Consider the following 17,524-nt stretch of genomic DNA (forward strand, 5'->3'; position numbering starts at 1 on the left):
TGCATGGAGGTTCCGGGTCAGGGAGAGCGGACTGTGCCATCTGGGATAACGCACGCATGACCCGACACCGGGGCTTATGACGCCATAAATGTAAGGTGTATCGGGATGAAGGGGCTTTTCTAGGGGTTCCGCCCATGCGGGGATAAGGGTAAGTCCCGACAGCCATTTATTCCCAGCTCCCAGTGCCTCCGAGGACCCATGATTCGTCTCGATAACATCAGCAAGCATAACGGCCAGCGCGTCATCTTCATCGAGGCCTCGGCCGCTTTGCTGAAAGGCGAAAAGGTGGGGTTGGTAGGGCCGAACGGCGCGGGAAAGTCCACGCTGTTTCGTCTCATCACGAAACAGGAAGAGCCTGATGAAGGCAATGTCCTGACGGATCGTGGTGTGACCATTGGGTTCTTCAGCCAGGATGTGGGTGAAATGTCTGGCCATAGCGCCGTGGCTGAAGTCATGAACGGTGCGGGGGCCGTTTCGGAAGTTGCGTCAGAGTTGGCTGAACTGGAAGCGGCCATGGCGGACCCGGAACGCATGGATGAGCTGGACAGCATCATCGAGCGCTTCGGTGAAGTGCAGAGCCGGTTTGAGGATCTTGGCGGATACGCGCTGGATGGGAAGGCACGTGAGGTTCTGCATGGTCTTGGCTTTAGCCAGGAAATGATGGATGGCGATGTTGGGCGCCTGTCTGGTGGTTGGAAAATGCGTGTGGCTCTGGCCCGCATTCTTCTGATGAAGCCTGATGTGATGCTGCTTGATGAGCCGAGCAACCATCTTGATCTGGAAAGCCTGATTTGGCTGGAGCAGTTCCTGTCCGGTTATGACGGCGCTCTGCTCATGACGTCTCATGACCGTGCCTTCATGAACCGCATCATCAACAAGGTGATTGAGATTGATGGTGGGAACCTCACAACCTATTCCGGCGACTATGAGTTCTATGAAGAGCAGCGCGCCCTGAACGAGAAGCACCAGCAGGCTCAGTTCGAACGTCAGCAGGCCATGCTGGCGAAGGAAATCAACTTCATCGAACGTTTCAAGGCCCGTGCGTCTCATGCAGCGCAGGTTCAGAGCCGTGTGAAGAAGCTCGACAAGATCGACCGTGTCGAGCCGCCGAAGCGTCGTCAGGCCATGAGTTTTGAATTCGCGCCTGCGCCGCGTTCAGGAGATGTGGTGGTCAACATTCAGGGTGTGGACAAGCGCTACGGAAGCCGCACGATCTATGATGGGCTGGATCTGATGATCCGCCGTCGGGAACGCTGCTGCATCATGGGAGTCAACGGTGCGGGCAAGTCCACGTTGTTGAAGCTGGTGACGGGGACGACTGAGCCGGATGCTGGAACGGTCACGATTGGAAGCAACGTCAAGGTTGGTTACTTCGCCCAGCATGCCATGGATCTTCTGGATGGCGACAAGACCATCTTTGAGACGCTGGAATATGCCTTCCCACAGGCCAATCAGGGAGCGTTGCGCTCGCTGGCGGGTGGTTTTGGTTTTTCGGGCGATGAAGTGGAAAAGAGCTGTCGGGTTCTGTCTGGTGGCGAAAAGGCGCGTCTGGTGATGGCACTGATGCTGTTCGATCCGCCGAATTTCCTTGTGCTCGACGAACCGACCAACCATCTGGACATGGCCACCAAGGAAATGCTGATTACGGCCCTTGCGGATTATGATGGCACGATGCTGTTCGTTTCCCATGATCGTCACTTTTTGGCGGCTCTGTCTAATCGCGTTCTGGAACTGACGCCTGAGGGTATTCACCAGTATGGGGGTGGGTACTCGGAGTATGTCGCGCGGACTGGGCAGGAAGCTCCGGGTCTGCATTAAGGCGTTCCGGGCGAGGGGGATAAAGATGGCAGGTTGGAAGATGTGCCTTCTGATCGGAGCCTGTTTCCTCGCATTCCCTGCGCTGGCTCAGCACTACAACGCGGCTACTGCCCCGTGCAAACAGGCCGGAAGCGGCGTGGACCAAGTCAACTGTCTGACAGTGGCCGCAAAGCAGGCTGATAAGGAACTGGACGCTGTTTACAATCGGATCCTGACGGTATTGGCAGACAGCCGGAAAGCCCAGCTACAGGAAGCACAGCAGGCTTGGCTTCATTATCGTGACAAGACCTGTAAGGCGGAGCACGATCTGTTTGAAGGTGGTACTGCGGGGCTGGCGGCGCTTCCTGCCTGTCGGGAAGCCCTAGCGCGACATCGGATTTCCGATCTCAGGGACGGTTACTGGTGGCTGGCCGAGAAGTTTGGAGCGAGGCAAAACGCTGCTCCTCCGCATCCGCATGGAGAGGCGTCTCCTTGATCGCGGTTATTTTCATACAGGAAATAACCCATTAAATGATAAAAGTTTTTTGTAGAGCATTTTTCAAAAAATTTAAAAATAATATTCGACTGGGAAAGTATTAGTGAAAGTATTATTGCACAGATCCGAGCGATTTATCGCCGTCGTGGCCGTTCAGAACATGCGTCAGTTCATCGACAAGGCATAGTCGGCCGTTGTTGAACTGGTAAAAAGCGATGACTTTGATCTGGCTCTGCTTGCCTGAGAGGCGGGTGGCTCGAGCAATATGCACCGTCGCGGCTTGATTGCCTTGGCAGACAATTTGCTGGATGTCGATTTCGAGCATTTTCAGAAGGCGTCTTAAAGACATAGCGTGGTTTTGAAACTCGTCGAGTGTCATCTCGCGACCATCGACAAACTGGCGGTAGTCCGGTGTCATAAAAGCTGACAGTGCTGCCGGGTCTGACGAGAAGTCGGTGAAAGCTGCAAAAATTTTCCGGATGATCTGTTCTGGATTGAAGTCTGACATGGGGATGTCCTCCGTAAACTTGTAAGGACACGATATCGGGATTGTCTTTGGCGTTCTTCCGATCTCAAGCCATACTTCGACTCATATGCGCCAAATAATAATCTTGGGGTCTGTCCGGATGAGTGACACATCGCCGTGGCTTTTTGGAAAAAACCTGCAACAGGATACGCGACGGGAAACGGAGGGTCACTTGCATGTCGAAGGACAGCTCCTGGGTATTGAAAGCGGTGTAGTGGGCATCAGGGGCGCGGCGGCTTACTGGCTGGTTGGCCCGGGATCGGTTCTCTGGTTGCCTCCCAGGTTTTGCCATGAGGCTCGCTCTCATGGAGCAGTAGCGGGGTGGAGTCTCTATGTTTGTCCTGGGGCGTGTGCTGATCTGCCGCAAGAGCCATTTCTTGCAGAATGTTCCCGCCTTCTTGGGGCTCAGGCAGAGCGGTTGTCGCAAACTGCTGAAGGGTCTCAATGGTCCCCGCCTGTGGCGCGTCTGGCGGAGAGTTTCTGGGACGAATTTCTGTCTGTGCCGCGAAGAAACGCGTCCCTGCCTTTTCCTCAATCCTCCCGGCTTGGTCGGGTGACAGAGGTACTCTGTGCAAATCCGGCTGATCGCCGTGCCCAGAAAGACTGGGCTGCTCTGGCGGGACTGTCTGTCCGCTCATTTGTGCGACATTTCACGGCCGAAACGCAGATGCCTTTTTCAATCTGGAAGCAACGTCTTCGTATCCTGAATGCTCAGGAGAGGTTGGTGCGTGGTGAGACTGTAACCTCTGTTGCTTTCAGTGTCGGCTATGAAAGTCTTGGCGCCTTTGCTGAGGCTTTCAAAAAGAACACAGGATTAAGCCCCAGCGATTACGGCAAACAGCGTAGCGTGCGGCATCTGGGCTAAGCTGCCGGCACTTTTCTGTTGTCAGAGATGCAGTCCGAAGCGTGGTCCGATCCACGTCATTGCACCATACAAGGCAATCGTCAGGCAGCAGCCGAGGGTGAGGGAGATCCAGAAATCATATCCATGCCGTAGCAGGACCGGGATCAACAAAAACATGGGTAATGATGGCATCACATACCAGAATGTCGCCTCGGCATGGGCGGCCATGTTCGCGGGGTCTGGTTTGTCGTTCCACAGCCAGATCATGCCTAGCACCGAAACGAGCGGCAGAGAGGCAATAAGTGCGCCAAAGCCTGGATAACGTCGGGCTAGCGTGGACGCGATCGCGATCAGCATTCCGGAGATCAGGGCTTTTATGGCGAGATGCAGCATGGAGCAGACCCTAACGGCCAATAAGGCAAGAAGCTATCAGGACGTTTTCTTCAACCGGCGTCTCTGGCTCGATTTTGCGATGCCCAGACCTTCGCGGTACTTCGCAACGGTGCGGCGCTGAATGGCAAAGCCCTCTTTTTGAAGCAGGGTTGTCAGGGCATCGTCTGGTAAAATGTCGTCTCCTTCTGCAGCGATAAGAGCGCGCAAACGGTGCTGAATGGCGCTGGCGCTTTGAACGGAGCCGTCACTGGCCTGAAGGGCTGTTGAGAAGAACATGCGAAGTGGCACGATGCCGCGTGGCGTATCCATGTACTTGCCGTTTACAACACGACTGATCGTGCTTTCGTGCACGTCTATTGTTGTCGCGAGCTCGCGCATGGTGAGAGGGCGGAGGGCAGAGATTCCGTCTTCAAAGAAAGCGGCCTGCTGGCGGATGATTTCTGCTCCGACTTTCAAAATGGTCTGGCGACGCATCTTCAGCGCCCGGATGACGGCGCTGGCTTCATTGGCATAGGTTTGGAGTTGTCGCCCTGTCTCCGTGCTGCCGTCGATGTGCCGTTGAATATCCGTGTCCACATGGCAACGAGGCAGGGCGCGATGGTTGAATGTCAGGCGAAAACCGTCCCCGTTCCTGCGGACGATCAGATCGGGCTGGATCGGGTGGACGGGATGACGCGGGTCGAAACCAGGACGGGGATTGAGGGCCTGAATTTCTGTCAGCATATCGAGAAGGTCATCCTGCTCAAGCTGACATTTCTGTCGGAGAAGCCGCCAGTCACGCCGGGCTAGCAGGTCCAGATTGGCCAGCAGGATTTTCATGGCGGGGTCGAGCCGACCACAGCGTTCCAATTGCACAGCCAGACACTCTTCCAGTGATCGGCAGAACAGGCCGGCAGGGTCCAGTCGCATCAGAATGCGTCGGATAGACTCAAGAGCGGCTGTTTCCATGCCGAGAACGTGTGCGATGTCGGAAACAGGCTCGGGAAGGCGCCCTGCATCGTCGAGGCTGGCCAGAAGATAGAGGGCAGCGGCCCGATCCCGGTGTTCAGGAAAGGTCAGGTGGATCTGGCTGCTAAGATCGTCATGGAGGGAAGGGCCGGGAGCGGCGGTTTCAGGTTGTTCCGCTCCTGAGGTGAAACGATCTGGATCGTCGTCATGATAATCGGGCGCTTCGGCAGGTTCTGGAAGCGCGACTGTATCGGCTGGCTCAAGAACGAGCAGGGGGTTGAGTTCTGCAATCTGCTGGAGAGACTGCGTCAGTTCCTGATGACCCAGTTGCAGCATTGCAATCGCCTGACGCAACTGTGGCGTCATAACGAGCGACTGCGACTGACGCTGTATCAGACCGGGACTGAGCATCCCGTCAGATTAGAGCGAGAAGTTCTCTCCAAGATAGACCCGGCGCACATCTTCGTTCGCGACGATGGCTTCCGGTGTGCCTTCCATCAGAACCTGACCGCCATGCATGATGTAGGCGCGGTCAATGACTTCAAGCGTTTCGCGGACGTTATGGTCCGTAATTAGCACGCCGATGCCACGATCCTTGAGGTGGGACACAAGATCGCGAATTTCACCCACGGCGATTGGGTCAATACCGGCCAGAGGCTCATCAAGCAGAATGTAGTTCGGCTGACTGGCCAGAGCGCGGGCAATTTCCAGACGACGACGCTCACCGCCAGACAGCGCCAGAGACGGGGAACGGCGAAGATGCGTGATGCCGAACTCGGCCAGAAGGCCGTTCAACATGGTTTCGCGCTTTTCAGGATCGGATTCGATCACTTCCAGCGCCGCCATGATGTTCTGTTCGACGTTCAGCCCACGGAAAATGCTGGCTTCCTGCGGTAGGTAGCCAACGCCAAGGCGGGCACGACGATACATCGGAAGCTGCGTGATGTCTGCACCATCCAGCGTGATGGACCCCGTGTCAGGCTGAACCAGTCCCACGATCATATAGAAGCTGGTGGTTTTGCCCGCGCCGTTCGGTCCGAGCAGACCCACGGCTTCGCCACGCTGAACCTGAAGCGAGACGTTTTTGACGACGGCACGCTTCTTGTAAGTCTTGCCAATACCGCTGGCGACAAGGCCGGTCTGAAGCACGGGAGCTGTGGAAGGTGTCTCGGTCACTTTGGGGCCTGGCTGCTGTTGGCTTCGTTGGGAACGACAAGTCCCTGAATAGGAGAGTCCGATCCTGGCAGCATCGTGGCAATCCCGGTTTTCATGTTCACGATGGCCTGCGACCCGTTGTTCTGGTTCTGGCCCTGCGTCACGTGAACATGGCCGATCAGGCGGGCAATCTGCGTCGCGAAAACATAGACGCCACGGTCACCCGTTGCGGTCTGGGTCTGCGTGCGCAGGACAACGTGGCCCCAGCCATAGGCACGATCCAGCTTGGACGATCCGCCACCGAGTGGATTACCATCTGTGCTGGCAGGTTGGGGCTGGCCGGCGGGTGCAGGGGAATCCGGGGCGCTGAAGGAGACTAGAACGTCTGCCTTGACCTGCTTGCCATCATTAGTCGTGACGGTTGCATCTCCACGGCCAACGGACATGCGGGTCTTGGAATGATATTCCATGACGTCCCGTGCCGTCAGAACGTCCTGTGGCGTCGTCAGCTTCAGGTGCTTGCCCGTCATGACCATGACGGCCTGATCCATGTCGTACAGGGCGTGATCGCCCCAGCCCTGATCTGTCTGGTTATAGATATGGACGTTCCCGCGTGCCTCGATGCGATACAGCTCAAGCGAGCCGCCCATCGGGTCGGCTTCGCCGCTCTGGCCATTTGCTGGCGGCGGCGGTGTTGGCTGGCCGTCGGGCGCTGTCTTTTTGCGGAGATATCCGATGAGTGTATCGGCATCGACCGTCACATCACCACGGACGGCGCGGGCGCCCCCTGTCAGGGTGACGGTCTGGGCGTTGCGGTCGTAGATTTCTTCGTTTTTCCAGAACAGTTTGACAGCCTCGCCATGAGACATGTCCAGCCCGTCCGCATAGGCGGCGGGAGTGGCTGCGGTCGCGAGAAGAAGTCCTGCAATGGGAAGCAGTCGGCTGATGCGGCTCATCATTTCTCTGTCTTGGCTCCTTCCTGGCGGAGGCGGGCCGCCGGGGAAGGGGGACCGTTATCATCATTGCGGACCGTCAGACCCGGTCCTGTAAACTGCATGATACCCGCATGCTGGTCCAGGAAATAGCCCTGAGCATCCTGCGTGCCAAATGGTCCTTCGGCGTGCACCCAGTCCCGCGATGCAATCACGTCCTGTTTCAGGTCCATATCCGCAGATGGACCGTTCATGAGTGTGCCGTCATCGCGATACAGGACGACGTGGTCATCAAGGTTCAGGGTCTGTTCATGCTGCATGTAAACGCCGCGATCGGCCTTGATATGAGCCCAGGAATTCCCTGAAAGCTCAATATCCGCCACAGGGTCCACCAGATCCACACGGTCAGGCCCCTGCTGATGCGTGGTGCGGGCCGTGATCATGTAGAGATGGTTATGCGCGTCCAGACCGCGATAGACGGCATTTTCCATGTTGCCGCTTTCGACGCGAAGCCGGGCCATTTCTTTCAGGGCCGCACGGTTCTGGTTCACGAGATGGGAAATCTCAGGCCAGGCCGCAATTGAACTGAGCAGAACCAGTGCCAAGCCGGGAAGGGCCCATTTGGCGAAACCCAGCAGGGACCGCCTGCGGGCGAGCTGCTCTGCATTTGGAGCGGTACGCACCCTGTCAAAAGCCGCACGGCGGAGGGCATCGAGTTTGGCAAGGCTCTCGCTGCGGTTCTCGGCGAAATCATCACGCCGGGGGCGTTTGTCGTCCTGAGGCGTGCTCATGCCAGACCAGCCCGCAAAAGATCATGCAGGTGAATGATGCCCTGTGGTTGCCCATCTTCGCCCACGACGAAAAGACTTGTGATGGGTTTGGAGCGTGCATTCATAAGAAGCAGAACGTCCTGTGCCAGAGTCGCGGGGGTGGTCGTGATCGGTGACCGGTTCATCACTTCTTCAGCCGTTGTCGCATCGAGATCACGGTGCAGGGCACGGCGGAGGTCTGCATCCGTGATGAGGCCGCAGAGGACACCTGCGTCGTCTGTAACACCCATGCACCCGAAAGCCTTGCGTGTCATCTCCAGAATAACCGACCGGAGTGAAAGGCTGTTCTTCCCGAGAGGCAAAGCGTCGCCGGTGTGCATCAGTTCCCGCACTGGTCGCAGTCTGGCGCCTAGGCGGCCGCCGGGATGGAAGGTCTGAAAATCATTGGCGGTAAAGCCACGTTTTTCGAGGAGCGCAATGGCCAGCGCGTCGCCCAGAGCAAGCTGGAGAAGTGTGCTGGTCGTTGGAGCCAGCCCCATGGGGCAGGCTTCTCTGGCTTTTGGAAGCACGAGCGCAATTTCCGACGCACGGGCGAGCGCAGATGTTTCAACGGAGGTTATCGCAATCACGCCCAGCTTTTTATGGGCGGCGTATGCCAGAATTGCGGCAAGCTCGGCAGTTTCTCCAGAATTGGACAGGGCCAGAATCAGGTCGCCCGGTGCCACCATGCCTAGATCCCCATGAGAGGCTTCGGCAGGATGCACAAAAAGGGAGGGGGTGCCGGTGGAGGCCAGAGTGGCTTGGATCTTGCGCCCTATATGTCCGGATTTGCCAATACCCGTGACAATCAGACGACCAGCGCAGTTCAGAATACGGTCCACAGCCTGTGTGAAGGCAGATCCGAGCGAGGACTGAAAGGCTGCTTCCAGCGCCTCAAGGCCCTGACGTTCCGCTGCAAGAGTGTGCAGGGCTGAGGGAAGCGGCGAGACAGCGTGGCAGGTCATGATTCCGGAGCCGGATTGTGATTAGGCGCGGTGCGCGAAAATATCGGGATCTTCATATCCCAGAAGGTCAAGACGGGCGCGGGCCGATAGAAAATCAAAGCAGGACTGTGCCAGTTCACGGCGATTTTCACGGATCAGCATGGCTTCCAGTTTCTCCCACAGAGCGTGCAGATGTAGCACGTCAGACGCAGCATAGCGCATCTGGTCTTCCGTGAGGACGTCTGCGCCCCAGTCAGAACTCTGCTGGTGCTTGCTCATCTCGACACCCAGCAGATCGCGGCACAGATAGGCGAGGCCATGGCGGTCCGTGAAGGTATAGACCAGCCGCGCGGCAATCTTGGTGCAAATGACGGAAGAAACGGTGATGCCCAGAGCGTGCTGGAGAACGGCCACGTCAAAGCGTGCGAAGTGCATCAGCTTCGTGATGGACTCATCCGACAGAAGAGCCTTGAGATTGGGGCAGTCATAACCGCGCCCACCCAGGGAAACGGGTTTGATCTGCACAAGATGCGCTTCACCGTCACCGGCGGAAAGCTGCACGAGGCAGAGACGATCTCTGTGGGGATTGAGACCCATGGTCTCGGTATCGATGGCGACAACAGGGCCAATATCAAAATCGTCCGGCAGGTCGCCGTCATGAAGATGGATGGCGTTCTGCTGGCTCATGTTGTTGTCACCAATTTTTTAGAAGCTCAGAGGGGGAGGCTTATAAAGCCTGACCGTCTGTGGTGCCCAGAAGAAGACTCGAACTTCCACGTCCTTTCGGACACAGGTACCTGAAACCTGCGCGTCTACCAATTCCGCCATCTGGGCTCAGAAAGCACCGAGTTTTTCAGTTTCCTGAGGCATCCCGGGTTGGTGAAGAGGCGTTTAGCCCGACTGTAGGGACGCGTCAACTGTCTGTATGAAAGAAAAGAAGAAAATGGAGAAACTTTTTTCCGGGACGTCGCCACGCAAGGTGGCGGTCCTTGGCGGCGGTGGCTTTATTGGCCGCAGTTTTGTCAGGAAACTGGTGGCGACAGGGCATGTCGTTCGGGTTGGTAGTCAAAATCCTGAGGCGATTCAGGGGCTTGGAGCGGCAAGAGGAACGGGGCGTGTCGAGTTCCTGAAAGTCTCTGTCAATGATGCGGAGCAACTGGACCGGCTGTTTGATGGAGCGGATGCGGCGGTTAATCTGGTTTCGGTCATGACGCCGGATGTGCGCGTTCTTCACAAGATCAATGTTGAAGGCGCTCATCTGGCTGCTGTCCGGGCGCAGCGTGCAGGGGTGAAGAGTTATGTTCACATGTCTGCAATCGGGGCTTCGCTCACATCGCCGGGCGCTTACGGCCGGAGCAAAGGGGCCGCTGAGCAGGTTGTCAGGCGTGTGTTTCCGGATGCTGGATTGTTGCGTCCTTCGGTTGTGTTCGGCCCTGAAGACAGTTTCTTCAATCTGTTTGCTCTGATCGCCGCAGTCTCGCCTGTTCTGCCGGTTTTTGCTCAGCACACACGCTATCAGCCGGTTTTTGTCGAAGACGTTGCGGAAGCTTTGCTGCGTTTGCTGCAGCCTGAGCATGTGGGACGTATCGTCGAGGCTGGTGGCCCTGACATTCTCAGTATGCGGGAGATGATGGCGTTTGTTCTGGAGGCATCTGGTCGTCACAGGTTTCTGTTACCGATCCCGACGGCGCTTGCCCGTCTTGAAGCCTCTGTGCTGGAGAAGCTGCCGGGCCATCTGCTGACGCGGGATCAGGTGGCAATGATGTCTGTTGATAATGTGGTGCATCCGGGGCCGGACAATTTGCAGACGCTGGATATCCATCCGGTGTCCATGCGGATGGTGGTGCCGGAGTATCTGAAGACGGGAGTTTTCAAGCTCTATCGACAGCTCAAATCCTAATTGGTCCATATCGGACCTAAATAATGTGGGATTTCTGCAATGAAAGCGGCGATCTAAATGCGGTTTTTAGTTATAGGTAAGTATCACTGACTGTTATCACGTAAAGTGACGGAATAGCTGGTACTCCACCGATTTCGTACGTTCCACGGAACATATGGTTTGTTTAGGAGACACGGCGCATGGCCGAACGGATGTTGCAGTTCGTCAATCACCCACAGATCCTTCCGGAGAAGCGCGATGCTGCTGAGCGTCGTGCGGATTTTGGAGAGATTTATCGTGGGTTTGCGACGAGCCGTGCTGAAGAGCAGGCCTCCCGCTGCTCTCAATGCGGTATTCCGTTCTGCTCCGTGCATTGCCCGCTGGGCAACAACATTCCAGACTGGCTGAAGCTGACGGCGGAAGACCGTCTGCAGGAAGCCTATGAAATGTCTTCGGCTACCAACACTTTCCCGGAAATCTGTGGCCGTATCTGCCCGCAGGATCGTCTGTGCGAAGGCAATTGCGTCATCCAGAAGGGGTTCGAGAGTGTCACGATAGGTGCTGTCGAACGCTTTATTACGGAAAATGCCTTCGAGCAGGGGTGGGTGCAGCCGCGTCTGCCGGATCGTGAACTGGGTCTTAGTGTCGGCATCGTGGGATCTGGGCCGGCTGGTCTGGCCTGCGCAGAGCGTCTGCGGGCGCGCGGCTATGAGGTTCATGTTTATGAGCGTCAGGACCGCGTGGGTGGCCTGCTGACATACGGTATTCCCAGCTTCAAGCTTGAAAAGCATGTCGTGGTCCGTCGTCACAAGCTGCTGGAAGAGCAGGGCATCATCTTCCATCTTTCCACGCCGATCGGTGCGGGCGAGGGGGAGACGTCACTGGATGATCTGCGGACGCGTCATAACGCGGTGTTCCTCGGAACGGGCGTTTATCGTTCGCGCTCTGTGGACGTGCCGGGTGCTGACCTGAACGGCGTTGTGGATGCGATTGACTTCCTGACGGCCTCGAACCGTCGTGGATATGATGAAGATCCCGGCGAAGATGTTGGCCTTCATGCCAAGGGCCGTCGTGTTGTGGTCATTGGGGGTGGTGATACGGCCATGGACTGCGTTCGGACGTCCATCCGTCAGGGCGCCGAAAAGGTCACCTGCGTCTATCGTCGTGACCGTGCGAATATGCCGGGCTCCCGTCAGGAAGTTTACAATGCCGAGGAAGAAGGCGCGAACTTCGAGTGGCTTGCTGCACCGGAAGAGTTTCTTGGCGAGAGCACCGTTGAAGGCGTGAAGGTTCTGAAAATGCGTCTTGGCGCACCGGATGCCACGGGCCGCCGTTCCATCGAAGGCACGGGCCAACATTCCATTATTGAAGGCGATCTTGTGATCCGCGCGCTGGGTTTCGATCCGGAAGACCTGCCGGGCCAGTGGCAGCAGCCGGAGCTTGCCGTGACGCGCTGGGGCACGCTGACGGTTCCGCCGGGTGGTTTCCAGACGAGCCTGCCGGGCGTGTTCGCTGGTGGCGATATTGTCCGTGGTGCCAGCCTCGTTGTCTGGGCCATCAAGGACGGCCGTGATGCGGCTGACGCAATGCATCTTTCTCTGACCAAGACCCTGGCGCTGGAGGCCGCGGAATGACACAGAACACCGATTTCATCCGCGAATACGCTGAGAACGTCGAGCGCCTGAAGGGGCTGTATGACCCGACGCAGGAGCGCGATTCCTGTGGCGTGGGCCTTGTCGCGGCGCTGGATGGCAAGCCGTCCCGTGCGGTCGTGAAGGCTGGTATCGAGGCTCTGGGGAACATCTGGCACCGTGGCGCTGTCGATGCTGATGGCAAGACGGGCGATGGTGCTGGCATCCATGTCGAGATCCCGCAGGATTTCTTCGCCGAAGCCATTCATAACAGCTCCAGCGACGATACGATCGATGGTCGTATTGCCGTTGGCATGGTGTTCCTGCCGAAGACGGATCTGGCGTCGCAGGAAGCCGGTCGTCAGATCATCGAAACCGAGGTTCTGAACTTCGGCTACGGGATCTATGGCTGGCGTCAGGTGCCGATCGACACGGCCTGCATTGGCGAAAAGGCCAACCAGACGCGCCCTGAGATCGAACAGATCATGATCCGCAATACGCTGGGTCGTTCGGAGGATGAGTTCGAGCGTGATCTGTATGTGCTGCGTCGCCGCATCGAGAAGCAGGCGACCCGCCAGCAGGTGGATCTGTATATCTGCTCGCTATCCTGCCGCTCCGTCATCTATAAGGGCATGTTCCTGGCCGAGAACCTGACGGACTTCTATCCGGATCTGCTGGACGAGCGCTTCGTCTCGCGTTTTGCGATCTACCATCAGCGTTACTCGACCAACACGTTCCCGACCTGGAAGCTGGCTCAGCCCTTCCGCAAGGTGGCGCATAACGGTGAGATCAACACGATCTCCGGCAATACCAACTGGATGCGGTCGCACGAAACGCGCCTTTCACATGCGGCGCTCGATCCTTATATGGAGGATCTGAAGCCAGTCGTGCAGGCTGCGGGTTCGGATACGGCCGCACTGGATAACGTCTTCGAACTCATGACCTTCGGTGGCCGCAGCGCGCCGATGGCCAAGATGATGCTCATTCCGGCCTCCAGCGGTGCGAACTCTGCGATTTCTCCGGCAGCGCGCGCCATGTTCCGCTACTGCAATGCGGTCATCGAACCGTGGGACGGTCCGGCTGCGGTCTGTGCAACGGATGGTCGCTGGGTCATCGCCGGGCTGGACCGTGCGGGTCTGCGTCCGCTGCGGTATTCCATCACGAATGACAACCTGCTGATCGTGGGGTCGGAAGCGGGCATGGTCCGTGTGCCGGAAGCGCGGATTCAGCGTCGCGGGCGCCTTGGTCCGGGGCAGACACTGGCGCTCGACCTCAAGGAAGGTCGTCTCTATCAGCCGGATGAACTGCTTGAAATGCTGGCCTCCCGTCAGGATTTCCAGTCCTGGGTCAAGCGCATCCGTAATATCGAGCCGATCGTGCGGGATGTGATCGAGCCGGACGGTATGGCCGCAGACGTGCTGCGTCGCCAGCAGATGGCCGTCAGCCTGACGCATGAAGAGCTGGAAACCATCCTTCATCCGATGGTTGAGACGGCCGCCGAAGCCCTTGGCTCCATGGGTGACGACACGCCGCTTCAGGTTCTGTCCAAGATCTATCGTGGGCTGTCGCACTATTTCCGTCAAGGCTTCAGCCAGGTTACGAACCCGCCGATCGACTCTCTGCGTGAAACGCGGGTGATGAGCCTGATCACGCGTCTGGGCAATCTGGGGAATATCCTCGATGAGCGCCCGGAACAGTGCGATCTGCTTCAGCTTCCCAGCCCGGTTCTGACGGTTGGTGAGTTTGATGAACTGCGGAAAGTCTGCGGTGAGAATGCGGCCCTGATCGACTGTACTTTCCCGGTTGAGGATGGCGAAGAAGGTCTGCGTGCGGCGATCGCCTCCATCCGGGTTCAGGCGGAAGATCATGTTCGTGGGGGTTGCACCCATCTGTTCCTGACGGATGAGAACACCGGTCCGGATCGCGTGGCTGTGCCGATGATCCTTGCGACGGCTGCCGTGCATGTTCATCTGGTGCGTCATTCCCTGCGGACATTCACGTCCCTGAACGTTCGGACGTCCAGCGCTATCGACGTTCACGCCATTGCCGTGACGATCGGTGTTGGTGCGACGACGGTGAACCCGGCGCTGGCTCAGCACAGTATTGCAGACCGTTTGCGTCGTGGCCTGTTTGGCCAGATGACGATGCGTGAGGCGATGGAGCGTTACCGCAAGGCGGTGGACAAGGGTCTGCTCAAGATCATGTCCAAGTTCGGGATTTCAATCATCTCGGCTTACCGCGGTGGCTACAACTTCGAAGCCATTGGTCTGTCCCGTGCGCTGGTGGCCGAGTTCTTCCCTGGCATGCCGTCACGTATTTCCGGCATTGGTCTGCCGGGTATCGCCCGCAACATCCTGAAGGCTCATGCGGCTGCGTGGGATCAGAAGGTTGAAGCGCTTCCGGTCGGTGGCCGCTACAAGCTGCGTCGTCAGGGCGAGACACATGCGTTCTCCGGCCAGCTTGTGCACATGCTGCAAAGTGCTGTCTCGGCCAACAGCTACACGTTGTATCGCCGTTACGCGGATGCGGTGCGTCAGATGCCGCCGGTTGCACTTCGTGACCTGCTGGACTTCAAGGCGCCTCATGCACCGATCCCGGTGGACGAGGTTGAAAGCATCACGCAGATCCGTCGTCGCCTTGTCGCGCCGGGCATCTCGCTGGGTGCCCTGAGCCCGGAAGCGCATGAGACGCTGGCGATTGCCATGAACCGGATTGGCGCGAAGTCTGATTCTGGTGAGGGTGGCGAGGATGCCGAGCGTTCCAAGCCGCGCCCGAACGGGGACAATGCGTCTTCCGCGATCAAGCAGGTGGCGTCTGGTCGTTTCGGTGTGACCGCGCAGTATCTGAATGACTGCCGCGAAATCGAAATCAAGATGGCCCAGGGCGCGAAGCCGGGCGAGGGTGGACAGCTTCCGGGCTTCAAGGTCACGGAACTGATCGGCCGCCTGCGTCATGCGACGCCGGGTGTGACGCTGATTTCTCCGCCGCCGCATCACGATATCTATTCGATCGAGGATCTGGCCCAGCTCATCTACGATCTGAAGCAGGTCAACCCAACGGCAACCGTCACCGTGAAGCTGGTTGCCCGGACGGGTATCGGCACGATTGCGGCGGGTGTGGCGAAGGCGAAGGCAGATGCCATCCTGATCTCCGGTCATTCCGGCGGTACGGGTGCCAGCCCGCAGTCTTCGATCCATTACGCGGGTCTGCCGTGGGAAATGGGTTTGTCCGAAGCGCATCAGGTTCTGATGCTCAACCGTCTGCGTCATCGTCTGGTGCTGCGGACGGATGGCGGTATCAAGACGGGCCGTGACGTGGTCATGGCGGCGATGCTGGGTGCGGAAGAGTTCGGTATTGGTACGGCCGCACTGGTGGCCATGGGCTGCATCATGGTGCGTCAGTGCCATTCCAATACCTGCCCTGTCGGCGTCTGCGTTCAGGACGAAAAGCTGCGTGCGAAGTTCGAAGGCTCCCCGGAGAAGGTCATCAACCTCTTCACGCTGATTGCTGAAGACATTCGCCATATCCTTGCCGATCTGGGTGTTCGCTCCCTTGAGGAGGTCATTGGCCGCACGGATATGCTGCGTCAGGTGTCTCGCGGCGCGGACTATCTGGATGATCTGGATCTGAACTCCCTGCTGGTGCAGGCCGATCCGGGTGAACATGCGCGTTACTGCACCCGTGAGGGCCGTAACGAGGTTCCGGAAACGCTGGACGCGCAGATCGTGGCCGATGCGATCCCGCTGTTTGAGCGTCGTGAGAAGCTGCATCTGCATTACAACGTGCAGAACACGCATCGCGCGATCGGGACGCGTATTTCCGGCATGATCACCCGTCAGTTCGGGATGCATGAACTGCCAGAGGGTCAGCTTACGTTGTCGCTCCGTGGGTCGGCGGGTCAGTCTCTTGGTGCCTTCGCGGTGCAGGGTCTGAAGATGATCGTGGAAGGGGATTCCAACGATTACGTCGGCAAGGGTCTGTCCGGTGCGACGATTGTTGTCCGTCAGTCTCCGGCGTCCACGTGGCGTTCGGAAGAGAACGCGATCATTGGCAACACGGTTCTGTACGGTGCAACGAGCGGCAAGCTCTTTGCGGCTGGGCAGGCTGGTGAGCGCTTCGCGGTTCGTAACTCCGGTGCGACGGCTGTTGTTGAAGGCTGTGGCTCGAACGGTTGCGAGTACATGACTGGCGGCAAGGTCGTGATCCTCGGCGAGACGGGCGACAACTTTGGCGCAGGATTCACGGGCGGTATGGCCTATGTGCTTGATCCAAAGGACCGTTTTGAATCCCGCATCAATCCGGACACGGTGATGTGGAACCGCGTGCAGCCTGGCAGCCGCTGGGACGTTGAGCTACGGGCGCTTGTCGAGCAGCATGTGGAAGAAACGGGCAGTACTTACGCTGCTGACCTGCTGCATTGCTGGGAGCACACGCTGGAGCAGTTCTGGCACATCGTTCCCCGCGAATATGCCAAGGTCATTGGCTATGTGCAGGAAGATCTGTCCAAGCTTTCAGCCTGATTGATTTGATCGAGTAAAGTCTGAAAAGCCCCGCATCAGGTTTTGGTGCGGGGCTTTTTTCTTTGTCTCAGGACTGAAGCTTTTTGGCCAAGGTGGCGAGCGCAACGATCTGACCGGCAATAAACTTGCAGGTAGGTTCGTCTATGAATTTCAGCGTTTCGGGGTCTACTTTCCCTGCGACCATGCCAATCATGACTTCGGGACGATTAAGAACAAAGGCGTCCAGAAACACCATATTCTGTCGGAGGTTGTATTGCGCTCTGGCACCCCCGATCATCCCGGGGGACGCCGTCTGGATGGCGACAGGTTTGCCGCTGAAAGGTTGGGGCGAGACGCGGGAGAGCCAGTCGATGGCATTCTTCAGGACGCCGGGAATGGAATAATTATATTCCGGGGTCACGATGATGACGCCGTCTGCGGCCCGGATCTGTTCCGCCATGGCCAGAACGGGGGGCGGAAAGCCTGCGTCCTGAACATCTGCGTTGTAGTGGGGAAAGTCCCCGATTGATCCGAGCGGGGTAATGGAAACCCCTTCCGGTGCAAGTTCTGGCAAAGCCCGCGCAACCGACGCGTTAAAAGAGGCCTTGCGGAGACTTCCGAGCAGGGTGACGAAATGCAGAGGCGTGTCGTTGGGCATGAACTGGTCTCCG

At 57.9% G+C, this 17,524-nt stretch carries 15 protein-coding genes and 1 tRNA gene; 6 read left to right on the forward strand and 10 right to left on the reverse strand.

Annotation, left to right across the window (positions count from 1 at the left end; genetic code table 11):
• Window positions 1-198: 198 nt before the first annotated feature.
• Together HKD32_RS02225 and HKD32_RS02230 are read left to right on the forward strand one after the other, a co-directional pair.
• Entirely contained in the window at window positions 199-1,818 is a 1,620-nt protein-coding gene (locus HKD32_RS02225) for an ABC-F family ATP-binding cassette domain-containing protein (RefSeq protein WP_010501311.1), read from the forward strand.
• Between the two features lie 25 nt (window positions 1,819-1,843).
• A complete protein-coding gene (locus HKD32_RS02230; RefSeq protein WP_061929231.1) occupies window positions 1,844-2,293 on the forward strand; it encodes a lysozyme inhibitor LprI family protein in 450 nt (149 codons plus the stop codon).
• Window positions 2,294-2,405: 112 nt separating this feature from the next.
• On the opposite strand, the gene HKD32_RS02235 is transcribed toward HKD32_RS02230, so the two are convergent.
• The gene (locus tag HKD32_RS02235) at window positions 2,406-2,801 is read right to left on the reverse strand and encodes a nuclear transport factor 2 family protein (RefSeq protein ID WP_061929234.1); all 396 of its coding nucleotides are present in this window, start codon (window positions 2,799-2,801) and stop codon (window positions 2,406-2,408) included.
• A 118-nt stretch (window positions 2,802-2,919) separates the two neighbouring features.
• Between HKD32_RS02235 and HKD32_RS02240 the strand changes: the two genes are divergently transcribed.
• Window positions 2,920-3,684, forward strand: a complete 765-nt coding sequence (locus tag HKD32_RS02240) for an AraC family transcriptional regulator (protein ID WP_061929236.1) — start codon at window positions 2,920-2,922, stop codon at window positions 3,682-3,684.
• Window positions 3,685-3,705: 21 nt separating this feature from the next.
• Here HKD32_RS02240 and HKD32_RS02245 read toward each other — a convergent pair whose 3' ends face one another.
• From HKD32_RS02245 to HKD32_RS02280, 8 genes are all read right to left on the reverse strand, one after another.
• Window positions 3,706-4,056 (reverse strand): DUF3147 family protein, encoded by a 351-nt coding sequence (locus HKD32_RS02245; protein WP_061929238.1) that lies wholly within the window; start codon window positions 4,054-4,056, stop codon window positions 3,706-3,708.
• Window positions 4,057-4,092: 36 nt separating this feature from the next.
• Window positions 4,093-5,415 (reverse strand): RNA polymerase factor sigma-54, encoded by a 1,323-nt coding sequence (gene rpoN / locus HKD32_RS02250; protein WP_082905289.1) that lies wholly within the window; start codon window positions 5,413-5,415, stop codon window positions 4,093-4,095.
• Between the two features lie 9 nt (window positions 5,416-5,424).
• Window positions 5,425-6,180: an LPS export ABC transporter ATP-binding protein gene (gene lptB, locus HKD32_RS02255; RefSeq protein WP_061929239.1), complete on the reverse strand. Its 756-nt coding sequence runs from the start codon at window positions 6,178-6,180 to the stop codon at window positions 5,425-5,427.
• Entirely contained in the window at window positions 6,177-7,118 is a 942-nt protein-coding gene (locus tag HKD32_RS02260) for an LptA/OstA family protein (protein WP_061929241.1), read from the reverse strand. The genes lptB and HKD32_RS02260 overlap by 4 nt, the downstream gene beginning before the upstream one ends.
• Window positions 7,115-7,882 carry an LPS export ABC transporter periplasmic protein LptC gene (gene lptC, locus HKD32_RS02265; RefSeq protein ID WP_023945057.1) on the reverse strand — a complete coding sequence of 256 codons (768 nt, stop codon included), beginning with the start codon at window positions 7,880-7,882 and terminating at the stop codon, window positions 7,115-7,117. The genes HKD32_RS02260 and lptC overlap by 4 nt, the downstream gene beginning before the upstream one ends.
• Window positions 7,879-8,865, reverse strand: a complete 987-nt coding sequence (locus HKD32_RS02270) for a KpsF/GutQ family sugar-phosphate isomerase (RefSeq protein ID WP_061929243.1) — start codon at window positions 8,863-8,865, stop codon at window positions 7,879-7,881. The genes lptC and HKD32_RS02270 overlap by 4 nt, the downstream gene beginning before the upstream one ends.
• 21 nt (window positions 8,866-8,886) lie before the next feature.
• Window positions 8,887-9,531 (reverse strand): ribonuclease D, encoded by a 645-nt coding sequence (locus tag HKD32_RS02275; protein ID WP_061929245.1) that lies wholly within the window; start codon window positions 9,529-9,531, stop codon window positions 8,887-8,889.
• A gap of 60 nt (window positions 9,532-9,591) precedes the next feature.
• Window positions 9,592-9,678, reverse strand: a tRNA-Leu gene (locus HKD32_RS02280).
• A 109-nt stretch (window positions 9,679-9,787) separates the two neighbouring features.
• Here HKD32_RS02280 and HKD32_RS02285 point away from each other — a divergent pair.
• The 3 genes from HKD32_RS02285 to gltB all read left to right on the forward strand — a co-directional run bounded on the left by HKD32_RS02285 (window position 9,788) and on the right by gltB (window position 16,874).
• Window positions 9,788-10,744 carry a complex I NDUFA9 subunit family protein gene (locus HKD32_RS02285; RefSeq protein WP_228118696.1) on the forward strand — a complete coding sequence of 319 codons (957 nt, stop codon included), beginning with the start codon at window positions 9,788-9,790 and terminating at the stop codon, window positions 10,742-10,744.
• Window positions 10,745-10,923: 179 nt separating this feature from the next.
• Window positions 10,924-12,357: an NAD(P)-dependent oxidoreductase gene (locus tag HKD32_RS02290; protein WP_194257421.1), complete on the forward strand. Its 1,434-nt coding sequence runs from the start codon at window positions 10,924-10,926 to the stop codon at window positions 12,355-12,357.
• A complete protein-coding gene (gltB, locus tag HKD32_RS02295; RefSeq protein WP_194257422.1) occupies window positions 12,354-16,874 on the forward strand; it encodes a glutamate synthase large subunit in 4,521 nt (1,506 codons plus the stop codon). Before HKD32_RS02290 ends, gltB begins: the two co-directional genes overlap by 4 nt.
• A 67-nt stretch (window positions 16,875-16,941) precedes the next feature.
• On the opposite strand, the gene HKD32_RS02300 is transcribed toward gltB, so the two are convergent.
• Complete coding sequence (locus HKD32_RS02300; protein WP_010501331.1) at window positions 16,942-17,511, reverse strand: NADPH-dependent FMN reductase; 570 nt, start codon at window positions 17,509-17,511, stop codon at window positions 16,942-16,944.
• Between the last annotated feature and the right edge of the window lie 13 nt (window positions 17,512-17,524).

It is taken from the genome of Gluconobacter japonicus (assembly GCF_015244665.1).
In the GTDB taxonomy this organism is placed as follows: domain Bacteria; phylum Pseudomonadota; class Alphaproteobacteria; order Acetobacterales; family Acetobacteraceae; genus Gluconobacter; species Gluconobacter japonicus.